Origin of the sequence: Henriciella pelagia (assembly GCF_002088945.1) — a bacterium.
GTDB classification, from domain to species: domain Bacteria; phylum Pseudomonadota; class Alphaproteobacteria; order Caulobacterales; family Hyphomonadaceae; genus Henriciella; species Henriciella pelagia.
This window is the reverse complement of record NZ_NCSU01000007.1, coordinates 591,160-609,358: the sequence shown is the minus strand read 5'-3', so window position 1 is coordinate 609,358 and position 18,199 is coordinate 591,160. Positions and strand designations below refer to the sequence as shown.

Annotated in this window: 18 protein-coding genes and 1 tRNA gene; 11 read left to right on the top strand and 8 right to left on the bottom strand. The window is 59.9% G+C overall.

Going from position 1 to position 18,199, the window contains the following annotated elements; all coding sequences use genetic code 11:
* Positions 1–8: 8 nt before the first annotated feature.
* Entirely contained in the window at positions 9–674 is a 666-nt protein-coding gene (locus tag B8746_RS05730) for a phosphoribosylanthranilate isomerase (RefSeq protein ID WP_084392357.1), read from the bottom strand.
* Positions 675–731: 57 nt separating this feature from the next.
* Here B8746_RS05730 and B8746_RS05725 point away from each other — a divergent pair, with 57 nt between their 5' ends.
* Together B8746_RS05725 and B8746_RS05720 are read left to right on the top strand one after the other, a co-directional pair.
* Positions 732–1,262 carry a VOC family protein gene (locus tag B8746_RS05725; protein ID WP_084392355.1) on the top strand — a complete coding sequence of 177 codons (531 nt, stop codon included), beginning with the start codon at positions 732–734 and terminating at the stop codon, positions 1,260–1,262.
* Positions 1,263–1,332: 70 nt separating this feature from the next.
* On the top strand, positions 1,333–2,772 hold the full coding sequence (locus tag B8746_RS05720; protein ID WP_084392352.1) for a PAS domain S-box protein: 1,440 nt from the start codon (positions 1,333–1,335) through the stop codon (positions 2,770–2,772).
* 34 nt (positions 2,773–2,806) lie between these two features.
* Here the strand turns inward: B8746_RS05720 and B8746_RS05715 are convergent.
* A tRNA-Ser gene (locus B8746_RS05715) sits at positions 2,807–2,896 on the bottom strand.
* A gap of 115 nt (positions 2,897–3,011) precedes the next feature.
* On the opposite strand from B8746_RS05715, the gene msrA reads away from it, so the two are divergent.
* The 4 genes from msrA to B8746_RS05695 are packed head-to-tail and all read left to right on the top strand — an operon-like array spanning position 3,012 to position 7,052.
* Positions 3,012–3,665, top strand: a complete 654-nt coding sequence (msrA, locus tag B8746_RS05710; RefSeq protein WP_084392349.1) for a peptide-methionine (S)-S-oxide reductase MsrA — start codon at positions 3,012–3,014, stop codon at positions 3,663–3,665.
* A gap of 34 nt (positions 3,666–3,699) precedes the next feature.
* Positions 3,700–4,533 (top strand): tRNA glutamyl-Q(34) synthetase GluQRS, encoded by an 834-nt coding sequence (gene gluQRS / locus B8746_RS05705; protein WP_233123955.1) that lies wholly within the window; start codon positions 3,700–3,702, stop codon positions 4,531–4,533.
* Positions 4,534–5,478, top strand: a complete 945-nt coding sequence (locus B8746_RS05700) for a DMT family transporter (protein WP_084392345.1) — start codon at positions 4,534–4,536, stop codon at positions 5,476–5,478.
* Positions 5,475–7,052: an alkaline phosphatase gene (locus B8746_RS05695; protein ID WP_233123953.1), complete on the top strand. Its 1,578-nt coding sequence runs from the start codon at positions 5,475–5,477 to the stop codon at positions 7,050–7,052. Before B8746_RS05700 ends, B8746_RS05695 begins: the two co-directional genes overlap by 4 nt.
* Here B8746_RS05695 and B8746_RS05690 read toward each other — a convergent pair.
* The 4 genes from B8746_RS05690 to ykgO form a co-directional block, all read right to left on the bottom strand.
* Positions 7,040–7,993 carry an alpha/beta fold hydrolase gene (locus tag B8746_RS05690; protein ID WP_084392343.1) on the bottom strand — a complete coding sequence of 318 codons (954 nt, stop codon included), beginning with the start codon at positions 7,991–7,993 and terminating at the stop codon, positions 7,040–7,042. The two genes, B8746_RS05695 and B8746_RS05690, sit on opposite strands and share 13 nt — an antisense overlap.
* A complete protein-coding gene (locus tag B8746_RS05685; protein WP_084392340.1) occupies positions 7,990–8,520 on the bottom strand; it encodes a tetratricopeptide repeat protein in 531 nt (176 codons plus the stop codon). The genes B8746_RS05690 and B8746_RS05685 overlap by 4 nt, the downstream gene beginning before the upstream one ends.
* 64 nt (positions 8,521–8,584) lie before the next feature.
* Positions 8,585–9,226, bottom strand: a complete 642-nt coding sequence (locus B8746_RS05680; protein ID WP_084392337.1) for an HAD family hydrolase — start codon at positions 9,224–9,226, stop codon at positions 8,585–8,587.
* A 7-nt stretch (positions 9,227–9,233) separates the two neighbouring features.
* Positions 9,234–9,359 carry a type B 50S ribosomal protein L36 gene (gene ykgO, locus B8746_RS05675; RefSeq protein WP_084392334.1) on the bottom strand — a complete coding sequence of 42 codons (126 nt, stop codon included), beginning with the start codon at positions 9,357–9,359 and terminating at the stop codon, positions 9,234–9,236.
* A 109-nt stretch (positions 9,360–9,468) separates the two neighbouring features.
* Between ykgO and B8746_RS05670 the strand changes: the two genes are divergently transcribed.
* Positions 9,469–10,860: a lytic murein transglycosylase gene (locus tag B8746_RS05670; protein ID WP_084392332.1), complete on the top strand. Its 1,392-nt coding sequence runs from the start codon at positions 9,469–9,471 to the stop codon at positions 10,858–10,860.
* Here the strand turns inward: B8746_RS05670 and B8746_RS05665 are convergent.
* Complete coding sequence (locus tag B8746_RS05665; RefSeq protein WP_084392330.1) at positions 10,857–12,152, bottom strand: MFS transporter; 1,296 nt, start codon at positions 12,150–12,152, stop codon at positions 10,857–10,859. The genes B8746_RS05670 and B8746_RS05665 overlap by 4 nt on opposite strands.
* A gap of 137 nt (positions 12,153–12,289) precedes the next feature.
* Between B8746_RS05665 and B8746_RS05660 the strand changes: the two genes are divergently transcribed.
* The 3 genes from B8746_RS05660 to B8746_RS05650 all read left to right on the top strand — a co-directional run bounded on the left by B8746_RS05660 (position 12,290) and on the right by B8746_RS05650 (position 15,760).
* Complete coding sequence (locus tag B8746_RS05660; RefSeq protein ID WP_084393140.1) at positions 12,290–13,180, top strand: motility-associated protein; 891 nt, start codon at positions 12,290–12,292, stop codon at positions 13,178–13,180.
* Between the two features lie 90 nt (positions 13,181–13,270).
* Complete coding sequence (locus B8746_RS05655; RefSeq protein ID WP_084392327.1) at positions 13,271–13,801, top strand: hypothetical protein; 531 nt, start codon at positions 13,271–13,273, stop codon at positions 13,799–13,801.
* A gap of 30 nt (positions 13,802–13,831) precedes the next feature.
* A complete protein-coding gene (locus B8746_RS05650; RefSeq protein ID WP_084392324.1) occupies positions 13,832–15,760 on the top strand; it encodes a cation:proton antiporter in 1,929 nt (642 codons plus the stop codon).
* On the opposite strand, the gene B8746_RS05645 is transcribed toward B8746_RS05650, so the two are convergent.
* Entirely contained in the window at positions 15,752–16,471 is a 720-nt protein-coding gene (locus B8746_RS05645) for a M48 family metallopeptidase (RefSeq protein WP_084393139.1), read from the bottom strand. The genes B8746_RS05650 and B8746_RS05645 overlap by 9 nt on opposite strands.
* Before the next feature lie 64 nt (positions 16,472–16,535).
* Between B8746_RS05645 and B8746_RS05640 the strand changes: the two genes are divergently transcribed.
* Entirely contained in the window at positions 16,536–18,116 is a 1,581-nt protein-coding gene (locus B8746_RS05640; RefSeq protein ID WP_084392321.1) for a hypothetical protein, read from the top strand.
* Positions 18,117–18,199 lie beyond the last annotated feature (83 nt).

The following is an 18,199-nucleotide window of genomic DNA, read 5'->3' as shown; positions in this document are numbered from 1 at the left end:
TGTGTTCCTTACGCAGGCCGTGCCGCTGCGATGAATTTCCTGATCAGAGCGCTATCCTTTACGCCGGTCTCGCGCTCGACTCCAGAGGACACATCGACCGCATCTGCACCAGTCGCATATATGGCATTGGCAACATTCTCGATGGTCAGCCCCCCCGCGAGAAACCAGGGCTTCGGCGCATCCCAACCCTTGAGGATCGACCAGTCGAACGTCTGGCCATGCCCACCGGCACGGTCAGCGCCCTTTGGCGGCTTTGCATCAACGAGCACACGGTCAGCTGCGCCGAAGTCAGAAATGGTGCGGAGGTCTGCGCGGGACGCTACACCAATGGCTTTCCATATCTCGGTCTGGTTCGGCACCACTTCTCGCACCCGAGCCACGAAGTCTGGCGTCTCGTTTCCATGCAGCTGGATTGCGTCAGGCGGCACAGCGTCGATCAACCCGCGCAAGAAGTCTATCGCAGGATCGGCAACGAGAACAACTGAACGGACTCGCTCATTTGCTGCAGTTCCGAGAAGGGCGTGAAGCTTGTCGGAGACCCCCTCAAACTCGTCGCCCGCAATGTATCGAGGGCTTTGGGGCACGAGATTGAATCCTACCCAGTCGGCGCCGGCCTTCGCCGCCGTCCGGACCATGTGGTCGTCCCGGATACCGCAGATTTTCACTTTCGTCATTGCGCGGTCAGGTGGCGCGGACGCAGACTGGTGTCAAGCAAATGAGGGAGGACGGGGATGAGCCGCGTATTCGGAAAGGTCTGTCAGAATGGCTATGTCGTTCGCGATATCGAAGCAGCGATGAAGCACTGGGTGGATGTCTTGGGCGTCGGCCCGTGGTTCTATATCGAAGATGTGAAGACCGACTGGTTCAGGTATCGCGGTCAGACCTCAGATGTGAAAATGTCAATCGCACTCGCGAATTCAGGGGACCTACAGATCGAGCTGATCCAGCAGCGCAATGATACGCCCAGTATGTACAAGGAGTTTCTAGACGCTGGCCACGAAGGGCTGCAGCACATGTCTTACTGGACCGAGACCTATCAGGACCTCTATGACAGGGCGCTGTCACTTGGCTACACGATTGGACAGGAGGGACAGATCGGTGGCGACAGAGGACGCTTTGCCTATTTCGATACCGGGGCCCATCCCGGTACCGTGGTCGAAATTTCAGACACTAGCGGCATGAAGGGCAAGACCTTCGCCCATATCCGTCAGTCTGCGGAAGCGTGGGATGGAGCACATCCGGTCCGAAGACTAAATACCTGACACCTCAACGGAACTGACCGCGACCAACGGCGTTGCTGTCTCACAGCAACAGATGTGCGCGTGAGGGGAAATGGACATTCTCGATGATGAAAAAGTGGGTCTTGAACGCCTCGCCGCAATCGTGGAATCGTCCGACGATGCCATTATCAGCAAGTCTCTTGATGGTATTGTCCGCACCTGGAACCACGGCGCTGAGAAGATTTTCGGTTACACCGCCGACGAAATGATTGGGCAGCCGATCCTGAAACTCATCCCTCCTGAATTGCACGATGAGGAAACCCAGATTCTTTCCAAACTTCGTGCTGGCCAGAAAATCGACCATTTCGACACTGTTCGCCTCACAAAAGATGGCCGGCGCCTGGATATTTCCCTGACGGTTTCTCCGCTGCGCGATTCAAGTGGGACAATCATCGGTGCATCCAAGGTCGCACGCGATATCACGGAACGCAAAAGCGCTGAACGATTGCAGAAACTGCTTGTCGACGAACTCAATCATCGTGTGAAGAATACTTTGGCCACTGTTCAGGCACTCGCCAACCAGTCCTTGGCGAGCAGTCCCGATCCCGCCCGTTTCGCCGCAAGTTTCAGAGGCAGATTGCAGGCATTGGCAAACGCGCATGATCTGCTTGTCAAAGAACGCATGCAGGGCCTCCCGCTGCATGAGCTTATCAAGGTTGAGCTGCGCCCCGATGAAGGAGGCGCTCGGCGTGTCGACATTCAAGGTCCGCGTGTTGTCCTTGATGGAACTATGGCCGTTCAGATGGCGCTCATTTTCCACGAACTCGCGACGAATGCGCGCAAATATGGAGCGCTAAGCATGACTCACGGGCGTGTCGAGATCTCCTGGCGGAGGAATGCGGCGGCGCCTGAAGAAATTCTGATCTCATGGCGCGAAGAGACGCCAATTTCCGTGACCCCTCCCCAGAATACCGGCTTTGGCACCCGCCTGATCGAGAAATCACTGAAGGCCGCCGGCGGACGCGCATCCTTTGACTATACCCCGCATGGTCTCAGGGTTGAGTTGGCGGCACGGTGCCCGGACGAAATGTCTTCATCCCTCCTGGTCGAAGCCCCGGAGATGCCCATTGCGGCTCCAAACGCCTCAGTGCGGTCGCCATCCATCGACGGATTGAAAGTGCTCCTGGTAGAGGACGAAGTCGTGGTTTCCATGGACATGGAATGCAAACTTGAAGAGCTTGGTTGCACAGTGATCGGGCCCGCCTCGTCGGTTGAAGAGGCGCTATCGGTTTTGTCTACCCATCAGCCCGACATCGCTCTCGTAGACGCCAATCTGGGCGGAGAACGGGTCGACAAGGTGGTTACCGCCCTTGCGAAGCGCAATATTCCCTTCATGTTCTCAACGGGATACGGTCGAGAGACCCTTCCAGCTGACTTTCAGGATGCTGGCGTTCTCGCCAAACCATTCAACGATGATCAGTTGAGCGCCGCGGTGGAATCGCTTGCCTACCAAGCCGAAAGTCGCTCGCAATCGCCCCTCGCGGCAAATTGAGCCACAAACAGCCATCCAGCATCAGAAGAGAAAGTGGCGGTGAGACAGGGATTCGAACCCTGGAGACTATTGCTAGCCTACACACTTTCCAGGCGTGCGCCTTCGACCACTCGGCCACCTCACCGTAAGGGCGCGTCTATACTGGAAGGATGCGGGGGATCGCAAGCCTGCGATTGTGCTTCTGCTGTACAAACCCCATATCGAGGGCCTTAAAAGAGCCACGAAAGGACGCCTCTGCCATGTTCTTTACCCGCAAATCCGCTGCCTTGCCCGAAGAGGGCGCCGCGTTGCCAGGACGCGACAAACCAATTGTGACGGCCGACACGCACTTTGTGACAGGCGTCCCACTAAACGCCCGTCCGCCTGAAGGCTTTGAAGAAATCGTGCTCGGCATGGGGTGCTTCTGGGGTGTTGAGCGCATTTTCTGGCAGATGGACGGCGTGTGGCTGACCCAGGCGGGCTATGCAGGCGGTGAAACACCCAATCCCACCTATGAGGAGACCTGCTCCGGACAGACCGGGCATACCGAAGTCGTCCGGGTGATCTACGACCCATCCAAAGTCTCCACCGGCGATATCCTCAAGGCGTTCTGGGAAAACCATGATCCGACGCAGGGCATGCGCCAGGGCAATGATATTGGTACGCAGTACCGCTCAGCCGTCTTCGTGACCAATGATGACCAGCTGAAGATCGCCGCTGCAACACGCGACACGTATCAGGAGGCTCTCGATAAAGCCGGTCGCGGAAAGATTACCACTGAGATTGGACTGCTTCAGGACTTCTATCACGCGGAGGATTACCACCAGCAGTACCTGGCCAAGAATCCCAACGGATATTGCGGCATCGGGGGCACGGGCGTGTCCTGTCCGATGCCAACGGGTGTCAACGCATAATCTGTTTTGCTAGAGCCCGCGGGTGACGGAATTCGTGACCCGCTTTGCCCCGTCACCGACGGGGCTTCTGCATCTTGGGCATGCCGCTTCGGCCTGGCATGTCTGGGAGGCTGCGCGCCGCGCAGGCGGACGGGTGCTGCTCAGAATAGAAGATATTGACCTTGGCCGCTGCAGACCCGAATTCACTGACGCCATTCTTGAGGACCTGGCCTGGCTCGGTCTCGCGTGGGAAGAGCCTTTGCGCGTCCAGTCCAACCATTTCGATGACTATGACCGCGTTGTGAGGCGCCTGACCGAGATGGGGCTGACCTATCGGTGCTTCAGGTCCCGGACGCAGATTGCACAGGAGCAGGCTGAAGCTGGCCTGCCGCCCGGAGCGCCTTTTAAAGGCTCGCCCCTGTCGCCGTCCGAAGAGGCCAGGCAACTCGAGGCCGGTCGGCCCTATACCTGGCGCCTCTCGCTGTCTGCCTGCCGGGAGTATCTGGGCGACGTCTATGACACGCTGTCCTTCTCACTTTGCTCTTCAGATGGCGGTATGGACACGATGAAGGCCCGTCCCGACCTGCATGGGGATATCAACCTCACGCGCAAGGACTCACCCACAGCCTATCATGTGGCATCGACCCATGATGATGCGCTTCAGGGTATCACCCACGTCATCCGGGGCGAGGACCTTGCCGATGCCGCCCATATGCACGTCCTCATCCAGGCGTTGATGGGCTGGTCACAGCCGATTTATACGCATCATCCTCTGGTCCTCGGGCCGGACGGCAAGAAGCTCGCCAAACGTTTTGCATCTCAGAGTCTTGCCAGCCTGAGGGCAGAGGGCTTAACGCCGGATCAGGTGCGCCGTCTGGCGGGAGTCTGAATGTCACATCTTGGAAAGCCTCTTTCGCCAGCGCGCGCCTGGCTTGGTCCGCTCTTGCTATTGCTCGGCGGCACATGCATCGGACTTGCGCCGATTGGCCTGCGCTGGGGGCTCGATTCGCTAGGGCCACAGGCGATTGCGTTCTGGCGATACATGTTCGCGATTCCAGCCCTGTTCCTGCTGCTGATCTTCATCGAGCGCCGCATGCCGGCGCGTATCAATGGATATGTCATCGCCGCAGGCACGTTCTTCGCCCTCGATATTGCGCTTTGGCACTGGGGGCTGACGCTGACCACGGTGGCCAATGCCACCTTCATCGTGAACCTTGGCAATGTATGCGTGGGATTCGCAGCCTGGCTGTTCCTCAAGGAGCGGCCCAAGCCGATCTGGTTTGTGGCTGTACTGATAGCGGTAACGGGCGCAGCAGCCCTGTCGCTCGGTGGAGAGAGTGGCGGCAAGACCGACATCAGGGGCGACCTGCTTGCGCTTGGCGCAGCCTTTCTGGTGTCCGGCTACATGCTTTGCTCAAAGATCGCGCGAAACCGTCTCGGTGCCATGGACGTGATTTTCTGGCTGACCGTGACTGAAGCCATTGTCGCAGCCTTCATCGTCGCCGCCTCGGGCGAGCGCTTCTTTCCGGCCACACTGGCCGGTTTTGCAGCGCCAGCCTTTCTTGCCCTCGTGGCCCAGGTCGGTGGACAAGGTCTCATCATTGCCGGGCTCGGTCGAACACCTGCCGCAATTGCCGGTATCATCGTGCTCATCCAGCCTGTTGTCGCTGCCGCCATCTCCTGGCAGCTCTTCGACGAACCGTTGTCAGCCATTCAGGGCGGCGGGGCCGGACTCATCCTGTTCGGCATCTGGCTGTCCCAGGGCGCGGCGCGCGAGCGCCGTCAGAAATTGGCATCGAAACCGTCACAAAAAACCGCTAAAGACCCCGCATGACCCAGAGCAAGACCTCTCCGACCCGCCAGCGCATGCGCATCCTTTTCTTCTCGCTCGCAGCAGCACTGACCCTTGCTGCCTGCGCGACAAGCGTCGCCCAGCCGGAAGAAGCAGGCAATACCAACGCGCTCGACCGGACGGCCATGCAGCCGCAGCAAGCGGGCGACAGCTATTACAGCACCGCTGCAGCGGAAGTGAACAAGAGAGCCGGCGAAGGCTTCGCCCCTGGAGCAAAGAATGTTATCCTCTTTGTCGGTGACGGCATGGGGGTTTCGACCGTGACCGCAGGCCGGATCTATGCCGGTCAGCAAAAGGGGCTGGATGGCGAAAGCTACCGGCTGGCCATGGAAAGCCTTCCCTATTCTGCCTTTTCAAAAACCTACAGCCACGACTCACAAGTTGCCGACAGCGCATCCACGGCAACGGCAATGATGAGCGGCGTAAAGACGCTTTCGCGCACTGTCGGCCTTCGCTCCGGCGTCGCATTCGGCAACTGCGCGTCCATTGAAGGCCAGGAAACCGATTCCCTGTTCGAACTCGCCGAAGCCGCAGGCCTTGCGACTGGCATCGTGTCGACCGCGCGCATCACTCACGCCACCCCCGCTGCAACCTATGCAGAAAGCGCCAGCCGCAACTGGGAAGATGATACGGAAGTCGGCGAGACGGGCTGCAAGGACATTGCGCGCCAACTCGTCGAGTGGCCCGCTGGAGATGGCTTTGAGGTCATTCTCGGTGGTGGCCGCGGCACCTTCCTGCCGCCAAGCGTGACCGACCCCGAGACCGGTCAGCCGGCCGGTCGCCGCGCAGACGGCGAGAATCTCGTTGAAGCATGGCTGAGCGGCGGCGACGACCGCACCTATGTCTATGATCAGGCCGGTTTTGACGCCATCGATTTTGCTTCCGCAGGCAAGGTGCTTGGTCTATTCGAGCCATCGCACATGCAATGGGAACTGGACCGCGCCGAAGACAAGGCTGGCGAACCCTCGCTTGCAGAACTCACCACCGCAGCGATCACAAGGCTGTCACAGGATCAGGACGGATATGTCCTGCTCGTCGAAGGCGGCCGGATTGACCATGGGCACCACGCGACGAATGCGGCCCGCGCCCTTGGAGATACTGCTGCTCTGGATGAGGCGGTTGCCGCCGCCCTGGCAATGACGAATGCATCCGATACGCTGATCATCGTGACTGCAGACCATTCCCACACGCTGACGATCGCTGGATATCCTGTCCGTGGGAACGATATCCTGGGCAAGGTCGCCTACGGCCCCGGCGGACTGGCGCGCGCCGATGATGGCAAGCCCTACACCACGCTCGGCTACGCAAATGGTTCAACGGGCTGCAAGCCGGGCGCGGAAAACTGCGCGCGCGAAGACCTCACCAACGTCGACACAACCGACAAGGATTTCCACCAACAGGCCCTCGTCTTCTCCGGTTCGGAAACCCATGCGGGTGAAGACGTCCCTGTCTATGCAAGCGGTCCGGGCGCAGAACTCATCCGTGGTACGATCGAACAAAACGAGATTTTCCATGTGATGGGGCGCGCGAGCGGCCTTATCGCTTACGAAGACTGATCGGTCGCAGACAGCCGGCGGATCGCATCAGCGACGTCAGCGCCGTGCGCATGATGAGGCATGTGTCCGCCATCTGCGAGCGCAACGAGCGTGAAATTCGCGATCTGATGCTTGATCTTCCCGGCATGAAGCGTCGGATTGATAACGGTATCCTTCGCGCCTGAGAACAGGATGACTGGCACGTCAATTGACGGATAGCGCTCCTGCTGGGCGGCCAGTTCGCCGCGTAGCGCATTCATGTCATCGGCATTGGCGCGAAAGTGTGGTGGCCTGAAGAGAAGGCCGAGACCAGCATCACCATAATAACCTTCGGGGGCGTCCGACGGGTTGAACACGCCGTCAATGCCGGTCTTGACCTGAGCAGGGCCAACAATCGGCGCAAGCTGGGAGAAGATGGGCCCTATGACGGGCGGTCCCGCAGCCTTGTTGTACCAGGTCTCGCCACCGCTGCCCCAGTCATGGGTGACGGGCGCCAGAAGGACGAGGCCATCCACAAGGTCCGGATAGTCCAGTGCGACCCGCAGCGCGACAGCGCCGCCGAAGGAGTGGCCGACGACAACGACTTTCTCGCCGGGCGCCATCGACCTGATCACGCCGGCCATCTGCCGGGCCTGCACAGTAAGGCTTTCGCTGCCTTCTGCGCGTTCGGAGTAGCCATGGCCGGGACGGTCCGCCATGAGAACGCGGTGATCTGCCGAGAGGCGAGGCGCGAGCGTCCCGGTGAACTCACGCGCATTGGCCGATGCTCCGTGGATCATCAGAACAGCCGGACCGCTATCGCCCGACATGATGACATGCATGTCGCTACCATCGACCTCCACCAGCGACCCGATGGCCGGCCAGCGTTCCTCGGCATTACCGGTATAGACGGCGCTGTGGACACATGCGCCGGCCAGCCCTGCCATAATCAGGATGAGGAGGACGCTGGTTGCCAGTTTCAAAGCCCCTGCCCGTTCTTCTCCTTGACGAGACGGGCCTCAGCGGACCTGGCCGGTCCAAGCGTTGGATGGATTTTCAGCGCCTCGCGATAGGCAATCAGCGCTTCTTCCTTTGCGCCGAGCTGTTCAAGCACGCGGGCAAGCCCCATCCAGGCGCCGAAATGGCGCGGCTCCAGGCGAAGCGCCTCGTTCACATCACGGAGCGCTTCATCATATTTTTCTTCCATGAGGAACACAGTGGCGCGCCGGTTATAGGCCTCAGCATATTCCGGCTGTATCGAAATCACTCGGTCGTAGAGCTCGTGCGCCAGTTCCCTGTCGCCGAGCGACTGTGCAGTCACGGCGCGCTCCATGACGAGATCTGCTGCCGCCGAACCGCTTTCCATCCAGGCGGCCCATATGTCGAGTGCGACGGATGTTGCCTCTTCCTCGGTGGGCGCGTTCTTCAACTCTTCGAACATCTCGTCGGATGGGCCGAAATCCGGGCCGCGAACGAGGATCAATCCTGCAATGGCAAGCACTTTGAGCATGACAGCAAGTATGGGGGAGTTATGGGTTCCGGCAAGGCCTCAATGCGGCAATCCGCAGGCGGCACTAGAGGAAACCCTCTTCAATGAGCGCTTTTTCGAGGCCGTCAGCGCCCTGGAAGTGATGGGCCCGAAAGCCGAAGGTCTGCGCCGCCTCGATATTCTTGAGACTGTCATCAATAAAGAAGATGTCTCCCGGGTGGCTCGCTCCCGTGCGCCTGAAGCTGATCTCATAGATCGCTGGGTCAGGCTTGATGAGCCCTTCTTCGCCGGAAATCACCACGTCACGGAGCAGCTTCAACATGGGAAAGCGTTCGCGCATTTCCGGCCAGACTTCAGCGGACATGTTTGACAGCCCGTAGAGTGGATGACCGGCTTCTTCCAGGCGCGTCATCAGCGGCGGAACGCCTATCTCATAGCCATCAAACATTTCGAACCAGCGCCCATGCCAGGCGTCGATCTCATCGGCATATTCCGGGTAAACGGCTTTCAGCTGACGCGCACCTTCAGCGAAGGTGCGGCCACGATCATGCTCGACATGCCATGCCATCGTGCAGACGTCATTACAGAACGCCTCTGCCGCAGCGTCCGAACCGAAAATCTTCCGGTAGAGGCGGACTGGTTTCCAGTCCACCACAACATTGCCCAAATCGAACAGGATGATCCGCGCGCGCTGGGGAGAAACGTCATCCCGCAACGGCGCGTTCATTGTCTGGTTAACCCTGTTTTGCTTTAAAGCGAGGATCGGTCTTGTTGATGACGTATGTACGGCCCTTGCGGCGCACGACCTTACAGTCGCGGTGGCGCGTCTTCAGGGCTTTAAGAGATGATTTGACTTTCATGGGACGGGCCCTGCCATAGCTGGAAACTCACAAGGGCGCGTCGATACCGAATGGTCCGATCAGAGTCAACGATAGAGACACACCACCACGGCAAAAGGAATTTGCTGAGATGAAGACAGAATTGAAGTTCGGGCGTCGCTGGATTTATGGTGCGGCATTGTCCGCCCTGATCGGCGCTTGCGCGGCAACACCGCAGAATGCTGGAACCGGCACGGGCACCACTGGCGGATCAGGCGAACAGCCGGGCTCCGGCACGCCTGTTGCCGAGCCTCCGGGAGACCCCGTCGGCACACCGGGCGCCGCCCCGATTGCCGGGCCGACCGGGCCGTACACACCGTCAGGCAATCGCGACATGGACATCTGGCGTGAAGACTTCACTGCGCGCGCAGCGGCTCAGGGCCGCAATCCGGCCGTGATCTTTTCGCTGCTTGAGGGCATATCCCCACTCGAGCTCTATCTCAGCGAAGATGTCAGCGTTGCTGGCACCGGCATTGCCGACCAGGCAGAGTTCGCAAAGCCCGTCTGGGACTATCTGCGCACCGCCGTGACCAATAGCCGGTTTGAAACCGGCCGCGCGAAGCTCGCCGAACTCGCTGGCGTCTTCGACGTGCTGGAGCAGACCTATGGCGTCAATCGTGAGGTCATCAGCGCGATCTGGGCGATGGAGACCAATTTCGGTTCGTATATCGGCAATTATGATGCAGCCAACACGCTCTCCAACATGGCCGTCGAAGGCCGGCGCCGCAGCTTTGCCGAGAGCCAGCTCATCGCCCTCATGAAAATTGTCGAAAATGGCTTTGCCGACCGCCGCCAGCTTGGATCCGGCTGGGCTGGTGCCATGGGTCAGACGCAGTTCATGCCGACCACCTATCTTGCCTACGCCCAGGATTATGAGCGCGATGGCAAGGCTGACATCTGGGCGAGCGCCCCGGACGCCCTCGCATCGGCCGCGAATTACCTGTCCAAGTCCGGCTATGTCTTTGACCAGCCCTGGGGTATCGAAGTGCTCGCGCCGTCAGGTTTTGACTGGTCCTATGCAGATGGCAATGACCGACGGATGTCGACCTGGAAATCGCTAGGCCTGTCGCCCATTCGCGGTGGGGAGTGGGGCGTCGCAGACAGCGACTATGCAGAGCTCTGGCTGCCAACGGGCGCGACAGGACCGAAGTATCTGCTGTTCAAGAACTTCGATGTGTTCCTGACCTATAACCGGTCAAATTCGTATGCCCTGGCAGTCGGGCTTCTGGCAGACGGACTTGAAGGCACGTACGGGCCGGTCGCTGCGTGGCCAACGGATATTCCGCGTTTGAACACTGCAGACGTCAAGCGGCTCCAATCGGCGCTGAACCAACTTGGCTTCAATGCAGGCGTGGTCGACGGCATCGCCGGGTCCGGAACACGTCTAGCCCTGCAACGCTTCCAGAAGGCAAACGGTCTGCTGGCAGATGGGTACCCGTCGGGGCCGGCACTTGAGCAGGTGCTCGCGGCGCTTGGCAGCTAGTCGTAGAGGTCAGCCTGTTCGTCCGGGTCATCCAATATGACCTGGTTGGCGGGGAAGACCCTGCGGGCGAATACCGCCATGGCGAGCAGCATCACGCCTGCGCCGATGAAAGGTGCGTGGGGGTGAACGTTCTCATACATCCACGGCCCGAAAAACGGGCTGACGATAAAGCCCATGCCGTTGGCAGAGATCACGAGGCCGGCGACATTCCCCTGAAGCGATGATCCGACAGCGAGCGACGCCCCACTGGAAAAACCGGGGCGGGCAAGCCCCTGTCCGATGCCAACAAAGAACTGCGCGAGGACCAGGACCGCAAATTCCCGCGTCGGAACAATGAGAAAAGCCCCGACAGAGAGCGTCAACGCGCCCATGACCATCAGTGTCCGGTTTGTCATTTTCAGTCGGGGAATGATGACCAGCTGAGAGATCAGCGTGCCGGCCGCACCCACCGTGTAAGCCGGTCCGGTGAACTGCATCGCCGCAGCCCCGTCGACCTCGATCTTGTCCATGATCGCAAAAGCGAAGGTCTGCGTGAGCACACCGGTCACGATGGACAGGCAAACGGCAAAGATGAGGAAGGGCAGCACCCGAGGGTCGCGCCAGAGGCCATCGCCTTCGCGCTTGCCGCCTTTCTTCAGGCCCGCTTCCTTACGCGGCGCTGTGTTCTCGGGCAGGCGCGTGAAGATGAGGAATGCCAGGACTGCGGCGATCGCGCTGATCAGAAATACCGGCGTCAGGATCCCGAAGACCGCCCCTGCGGCAGCCGCAAAGGCAGGTCCGGCAACTGCACCGAAACTGAAACCAGAAGTCAGGGACGCGATCTCTTCAGTTCGCTTTTCCCGGCTGGTCCGGTCGGCGATATAGGCTTGCGCCGCCGGATTGGTACCGGATCCGAAAAGCCCGAACAGCGTTCGCGAGCACAACAGGCAGATAAAAATGAAAATCGCGCCCTCGATGAAGCCGGCCATGGCAAGCGCGGCGAAAGTTCCGAAGAGCAGCATCGATACAGAAAAGCCCAGCATGCCCATCGCCGCGACGGGGCGCCGCCCCCATTCATTGGATTTACGTCCCCAGAACGATGAAGTGATCGTCCAGATCGCGGCGGATAGCGAAAAGATGGCCCCCGCCATCCAGTCCGGCAGACCGAGATCGCGCGACAGGGGCGGAAGGATGGCACTGACCAGCATCGTATTGCCCGCACCGACCGCCAGAAGCGCAAAGAAGAGCAGCCGGAACGCGCCGCGCCGGTCATCTCTCTGTACGCCTGTCACTGGGTCACCCGGAGAAGTCATGGCTCCTCATCGGCCCTGCCTCGGAAAAGATCAAGCAATCTCGCGGGGGAATGCAGGGTGCTGCGGTCAGGCCTGCGGAAACCATATTTAAAGCCCTCCGCGCCATAACAGGCCTTCAGCGACTAAAGGCGCATCAAATGTTCCAGCTTTTCGGCCTTGTGACCGTCATCGCCGTTATCACCGGCGCGCTGATCTTCAGTGGCAGCCCTGCAATCCTTGAAGCCCTGCCATTTGAAGTCGCCCTGATTGGCGGCGCGGCCATCGGAACCCTGTTGGTTGGCAACTCGCCGCGCGTCGCCCGGGATGCCGCAATTGGACTTGGCAAAGCTGTGACCGGCCCAAAATGGAAACAGACAGACTATGCTGACCTTTTGACCGGCATGAATGAGCTGATCCGGCGCGCCCGACGCGGTGGAATTGTTTCCATCGAAGCCGACATCGAAGCACCAGAAAGCTCACCTGTCTTCCTGAACCGCCCGAACCTCCTTGCCGACGAAGACGCCCGCAACCTGATCACAGACAGTTTCCGCCTGCTGGCGCTCAATCCCGGCGGCAAGTCACCGCTCCAGGCCCATCTCGACGATGCCATCGGGACGATTGCCGATACGCGCCACAAGGCCGTGACCGCTCTCAACTCACTCGCTGATGCGCTGCCCGCGCTTGGCATCGTCGCCGCTGTGCTGGGGATCATCAAGACGATGAGCATGATCGACCAGTCTCCCGAGGTGCTTGGTCCGATGATCGCTACGGCCCTGCTCGGCACGTTTCTCGGTGTTTTCCTCGCTTATGGGCTGGTTGGGCCACTCGCCGCCCGCTTCGGCCAGGTGATAGACGAGGAGATGCGTTACCTCGAAACGATCCGCACGCTGCTCATGGCCTATGATGACGGTCTAGCGCCTGCGACGGCGGTAGAACTCGCCCGCTCGAGCTTGCCCACGCACTTGCGGCCCACAATCGAGACGCTGGACGCCTCCATGGCAAAAGTGGAATCTCTCCCGCATCGCCATCTGCGCGGTCGGACTGCCTGAAACATTTAAGAAAATTGCTGCGCGGCTCTGGCCTAGACGACGCATGCGCACTACCTGCTATTGTCACACAAGCGGCCGAAGGAGCGCCCGATGACGCGATTTGACCAGCTCGTCGACCTTGTTGAAACCTACCAGAATCTCGCCGCCGAAAACTACGCACGGGTCCGGCAACTGGCTGAAGCCGTGCGCTCGGGCCTCTGCGACTATATCGACGCCAAGGATGGCATCTGCGTGCGTCTTGTGCCGCCGATTGGAGACTTTGAACCCAAGGATTATGGCGACAATGCCTTTTCCGTACCGCCAAGGGGCTTTCGGCCACTCGGGCCGATAGCTTTCGGTCTCGCCGTGCGCGTCACGAGAGGCACGGACTGGATCCGCCTGACAATGCAATGCCAGAAGATCGGCGACACGCTGGTCCTCGACATCCAGGGCGGTCAGTCCTTCACCTTGACGCTACCGTTGAACGAAGATGACTCCAGACGGCTCTTTGATTATGTCTATAAGCACGTGCTGAACTGGTTTCAGTCGCAGATGGACCGATATGAGACGGGGGAATATGGCACGCGGGAAATCGGCTTTGACTTCTCGCACCAGACGGGCACCGAAACTTCAACCTCCTGATCCTCTTTCAGGCTGGACCGATCAGAAAACATGTTTGAAACGAACCTTCTTCTTGCTGCCGTAGGCTCCGACAGCCTGATCTTCGCCTGCGCGATGATCGGGGCGCTCGGCCTCGGCGCCCAATGGCTGGCCTGGCGCCTGCAGGCCCCTGCCATCGTGCTTATGGCACTTGCCGGCCTGGCGGCTGGTCCTCTGTGGCAGGTCATCTGGGGAGAGCCGCTTCTCGACCCGTCGGCCACTTTCGGAGACCTGCTGCGTCCGATCGTGTCGCTCTCGGTTGCAGTTATTCTCTTCGAGGGCGGCCTGATCCTCAAATTCGAGAATTTGCGCGATGCGGGCGCAGCCGTTCGACGCATGGTCTTTTTCGGCGGCCCTCTGGCCTGGTTCCTCGGTTCCCTTGCCGCCCATTATGCAGCCGGGCTCGACTGGGCCAGCGCCATTGTGTTTGCGGGCGTCATGGTGGTTACCGGCCCAACCGTGATCATGCCCCTCATGCGACAGTCAAAACTGTCAGGCCGCCCGGCACAATTCCTAAAATGGGAAGGCATCGTCAACGATCCGGTCGGTGCCCTGTTTGCGGTTGCGGCCTATGAAATCATCCGCGTGGCTTCCCAGGGTGAATCGACGCTCGGCGCCGGCATCTGGATCCTGATCGCTGCGGGGATCGGCACCCTGCTCGGCATTGCGTTCGGTTTCGCCATGTCCCGCGCATTCCGCGAAGGCTGGACACCGGAATACTTGAAGGCTCCGCTGATCTTTGCGTCTATCATCCTCTGTTACGCCCTCGCCGAAGAGGTCGAGCACGAAACCGGCCTTGTCGCTGTTACCGCCTACGGCATGACGCTGGCCAATTCCCGCCTCGCTGACCTTTCCGAGCTTCGAAAATTCAAGGAGGACATTGCCGTCCTGCTTGTCTCCGGCGTGTTCGTCATCCTGACAGCGGACCTGACTCCGTCCATCATCAAGTCTGCGCTCAACATTAACACTTTGATGTTCCTCATCGTAATGCTGTTCGTGGTGCGCCCGCTTTCGGTGTGGATTGCGACGGCGGGAACGCTGAGCCGGAAAGAAGCCCTGCTCCTCGGCTGGATTGCGCCGCGCGGTATCGTGGCTGTCGCCGTGTCCGGCCTGTTCGGCACGCTGCTTGTCGATCTCTCGCGCGAAGGCCGTTTCTACTTCTCGGGCGCCGACCAGATCGTCCCGCTCGCCTTCGCCATGGTGTTCACCACCGTTGTGCTGCACGGGTTCACGATCGGCCCACTTGCACGCCGCCTTGGCCTTGCCCGCTCGGAGAAGCCTGGCGTGCTGCTGGTGGGCGCGAACTCGTGGAGCATCGAGTTCGCCAAGGCTCTCAAGGCATCCAAGATTGATGTCATCATGGCTGACAGCAATTATCGCCGCCTGCGCCCAGCCCGCGAGGCTGGCCTCGATACCTTCCTCGGAGAGGTCCTTTCAGAAGACGCTGAAATCAAGCTCGACCATTCGCGATTTGCAACTGTCATCGCCCTGTCTACCAATGACTCCCACAACGCTCTGGTATGCAACCAGTTTGCGCCTGAGGTCGGCCGTCACCGCGTGTTCCAGCTCTCGCTGTCTGAAGGCGACGACGTTGATGAAAAGTCGGTCGGCTCTTCTGCTCGGGGGCGCACGCTGATCCGGCGCGGGCGCACCTATGATGGTCTTGTTCGCGACCAGTATCGCGGCTGGACCTTCTCTCGCACCCGCCTGACGGACAAGTACACGCTGGAGCAATACCTCGCAGAGCGCCCAAAAGGCGACATCGTCGCCGAAATCCGCCCTGACGGCTCTCTCGTTCTCGTAGGACCAAGTCGCGAAGCTCGTGGCGGCGAAGGCGCGACGATCATCAGCTTTGCGCCTGAGCAGCAGCCGGTCCGTCAGACACAGACCGATACGGCGGCCAGCGACAACGCAAGCACCGACACGCCGATCTCAGACTGAGACCGCGTGCAGGCTCGCACCATGACGGCGTAGCCAGGCGCGTTCACGCTTCCAGGATGGCCGGCACCGCGCCACATGCGCCCAGAAGCGGTTGCTGTGGTTCATTTCCAGAAGGTGCGCACATTCGTGCGCAGCGACGTATTCAAGGACTTCGAGCGGGGCCATCACCAGGCGCCAGGAGAAGGCGAGCCGACCGTCGGACGTGCACGACCCCCAGCGCGAGCGCGTATCCTTGACGGTCACACGCCGCGCATCGACGCCAAGCGTCTCGCAGTATTGCGCAACCGCGCGGCTGAGTTCCTGCTTGGCATGTTTACGAAGGAACCGTTCGGCCCGGCGGCCAATTGTTTCCGGCTCGCCGGGCAATGACAGAACCATTGGATCGCCGTCAATCAGGCGCGCACGTCGTCCCTCGCCGTCGAGTGAAATGACACAATCCCGCCCCAATAGGCAGAACCGGTCTCCGACACCGAGGCTGATTTGCTCGGGCAGCAAATCGAGCCGACTCTCTATCCATTCCAGCCGTTCTTCTGCAAACCGCGCAGCATCCTTCACCAGTCGGCGATGTGGTGCGATCGCAACAGCTTCACGCTTTTGTTCATCAAGCCTTAGGATTAGGCGCTTAGCGCGCGGATTTATCTTGATCCGCACCGCAATTTCCTGTCCGGATCGGGAAGTCAGGGTCAGCGTCTGGTTTTTATCGACAGTCATGATATTGCTCGAATCGCGGCGCATTAAACCTAGCCAATGGATACAGTGAAGGGGAACTGAAAACATGAAATATCTACTTAGCGGCGTTGCTGCGCTTGCCGTTCTAAGCGGTTGTGGACCGTCTGGCACCGAGTCAGGCGAAGCACCGCTCGGCGACGTCAGCATTCGCGCAGGTGATCCGGCCGAGGCCGAAGCAGTCATCTCCGCAATGTCCCTGACCAATTCCGGCGACGGTGCAGTCGCCTATGGCAACAAGTCCGTCGATGGGGCCAAGGCGACCTTCTCCGACATTACGATTGCCGGTGATGATGCTGGCGGCGTCAAAGCCGCATCGCTCGAGTTCGACGGTCTCGACATGGTCGACGACAAGGCATCCTTCTCGAAGATGACGCTCAGCGGCATCACGATCGAAGATGAAGAACTCGATGACGGGACGGTCAGTGTCGGCAAGATCGAACTCCTGAACCCCACGCCGGAGCTTGCCGCATGGCTGGCTTCATCGTTTGGCCAGTCCGAGCCTGCGCCCTTCCCAGCGGCCCAGCAAGTCGGCTTCGACGCGTGGACGATCAGCGATGTCGCTGTTGCATTTAACGACGACGATGCCACCGGCACCTTCGGCATTGGCAATTTCGAAGTCCGCGAACTGAAGGATCAGAAGGCAGCACGCGCTGTCCTGAGCGGCCTGAAGCTCGACGTCATGGACGAAGAAAGCGGCACACCAGTCAAGATGAACCTTGATTCACTGAGCATGTCCGGCCTCGACCTCGCCTTCCTGGAGGCCATTCAGGAAAATATTGGCGACGAAGAAGCCATGATGTCCTCCATCATGTCCAAGGTCTACGACCAGCCGATGGATCCTGGTTATGACAAGATTTCGCTGAGCAATTTCTCGCTCGATGCCGCTGGCGCCAGCTTCAAGATGCCGTCCCTCGACGCGGCGGTTGAGCGCAACTCGGCAGGCCAGCCAGTGAAATACGTGACCAAGCCCTTCTCGATGACGCTTGATGCGGACCCTGAAGGCGGTGAAGCCGGCGCAGGTCTTGCCCAGGCGCTGAGCATGGTGGGCTATGAGTCTGTCGAGTTGAAGGGCGCAGGTGTCTCCACCTACGATCCTGAAAACGACATCATCACCTTTGCGGCCAAGGACAATTACTTCGAGCTGGTTGACGGCGCGAAAATCTCCTTCGGTGGCAAGCTGGAAGGCTATTCGGCCTATGCCAAGGAAGCCGCGACGGCCTTTGACTTCGAGGCAATGGCTGAAGGCGCGGAGCCTGATCCGACAGCCTTCCAGGGTGCACTTGAGGAGCTTGCATTCCACAATTTCGAGCTGGCGATCGCCGATGACAGCCTTGTTGATCGTATCTTCAACGCGGTTGCAGCCCAGTCCGGTGAAGACCCGGCCCAGATGCGCCAGCAGGCTTCCATGATGATGAGCATGGCGCCGATGATGGCACAGGGCAGCGGTGTCGACATGGAGATCGTCACCGAGCTGGCGACAGCCGTGTCGGCATTCATCACCGATCCGGGTACGCTGACCATCAAGCTCGCCCCAGACCAGCCTCTCTCGATGGAGACGCTGTCGGCAATGGAAGATCCAAGCATGCTCACCAAGAGCTATCTCGGCTTCTCTGCGAGCCACAAATAGTCGCTGAAAGCTAGACGAGATTCCGTGGCGCGCCGGTCAAACTGACGGGCGCGCCTTTTCTTTTGCTGGCCCACAGCGCATAT

Bases quoted from the DNA above. Each gene is read 5' to 3' on its own strand.
- B8746_RS05730 (WP_084392357.1), bottom strand. From the start codon at position 674: ATGACGAAAGTGAAAATCTGCGGTATCCGGGACGACCACATGGTCCGG.
- B8746_RS05725 (WP_084392355.1), top strand. From the start codon at position 732: ATGAGCCGCGTATTCGGAAAGGTCTGTCAGAATGGCTATGTCGTTCGC.
- B8746_RS05720 (WP_084392352.1), top strand. From the start codon at position 1,333: ATGGACATTCTCGATGATGAAAAAGTGGGTCTTGAACGCCTCGCCGCA.
- msrA (WP_084392349.1), top strand. From the start codon at position 3,012: ATGTTCTTTACCCGCAAATCCGCTGCCTTGCCCGAAGAGGGCGCCGCG.
- B8746_RS05700 (WP_084392345.1), top strand. From the start codon at position 4,534: ATGTCACATCTTGGAAAGCCTCTTTCGCCAGCGCGCGCCTGGCTTGGT.
- B8746_RS05695 (WP_233123953.1), top strand. From the start codon at position 5,475: ATGACCCAGAGCAAGACCTCTCCGACCCGCCAGCGCATGCGCATCCTT.
- B8746_RS05685 (WP_084392340.1), bottom strand. From the start codon at position 8,520: ATGCTCAAAGTGCTTGCCATTGCAGGATTGATCCTCGTTCGCGGCCCG.
- B8746_RS05680 (WP_084392337.1), bottom strand. From the start codon at position 9,226: ATGAACGCGCCGTTGCGGGATGACGTTTCTCCCCAGCGCGCGCGGATC.
- ykgO (WP_084392334.1), bottom strand. From the start codon at position 9,359: ATGAAAGTCAAATCATCTCTTAAAGCCCTGAAGACGCGCCACCGCGAC.
- B8746_RS05670 (WP_084392332.1), top strand. From the start codon at position 9,469: ATGAAGACAGAATTGAAGTTCGGGCGTCGCTGGATTTATGGTGCGGCA.
- B8746_RS05665 (WP_084392330.1), bottom strand. From the start codon at position 12,152: ATGACTTCTCCGGGTGACCCAGTGACAGGCGTACAGAGAGATGACCGG.
- B8746_RS05660 (WP_084393140.1), top strand. From the start codon at position 12,290: ATGTTCCAGCTTTTCGGCCTTGTGACCGTCATCGCCGTTATCACCGGC.
- B8746_RS05655 (WP_084392327.1), top strand. From the start codon at position 13,271: ATGACGCGATTTGACCAGCTCGTCGACCTTGTTGAAACCTACCAGAAT.
- B8746_RS05650 (WP_084392324.1), top strand. From the start codon at position 13,832: ATGTTTGAAACGAACCTTCTTCTTGCTGCCGTAGGCTCCGACAGCCTG.
- B8746_RS05645 (WP_084393139.1), bottom strand. From the start codon at position 16,471: ATGACTGTCGATAAAAACCAGACGCTGACCCTGACTTCCCGATCCGGA.
- B8746_RS05640 (WP_084392321.1), top strand. From the start codon at position 16,536: ATGAAATATCTACTTAGCGGCGTTGCTGCGCTTGCCGTTCTAAGCGGT.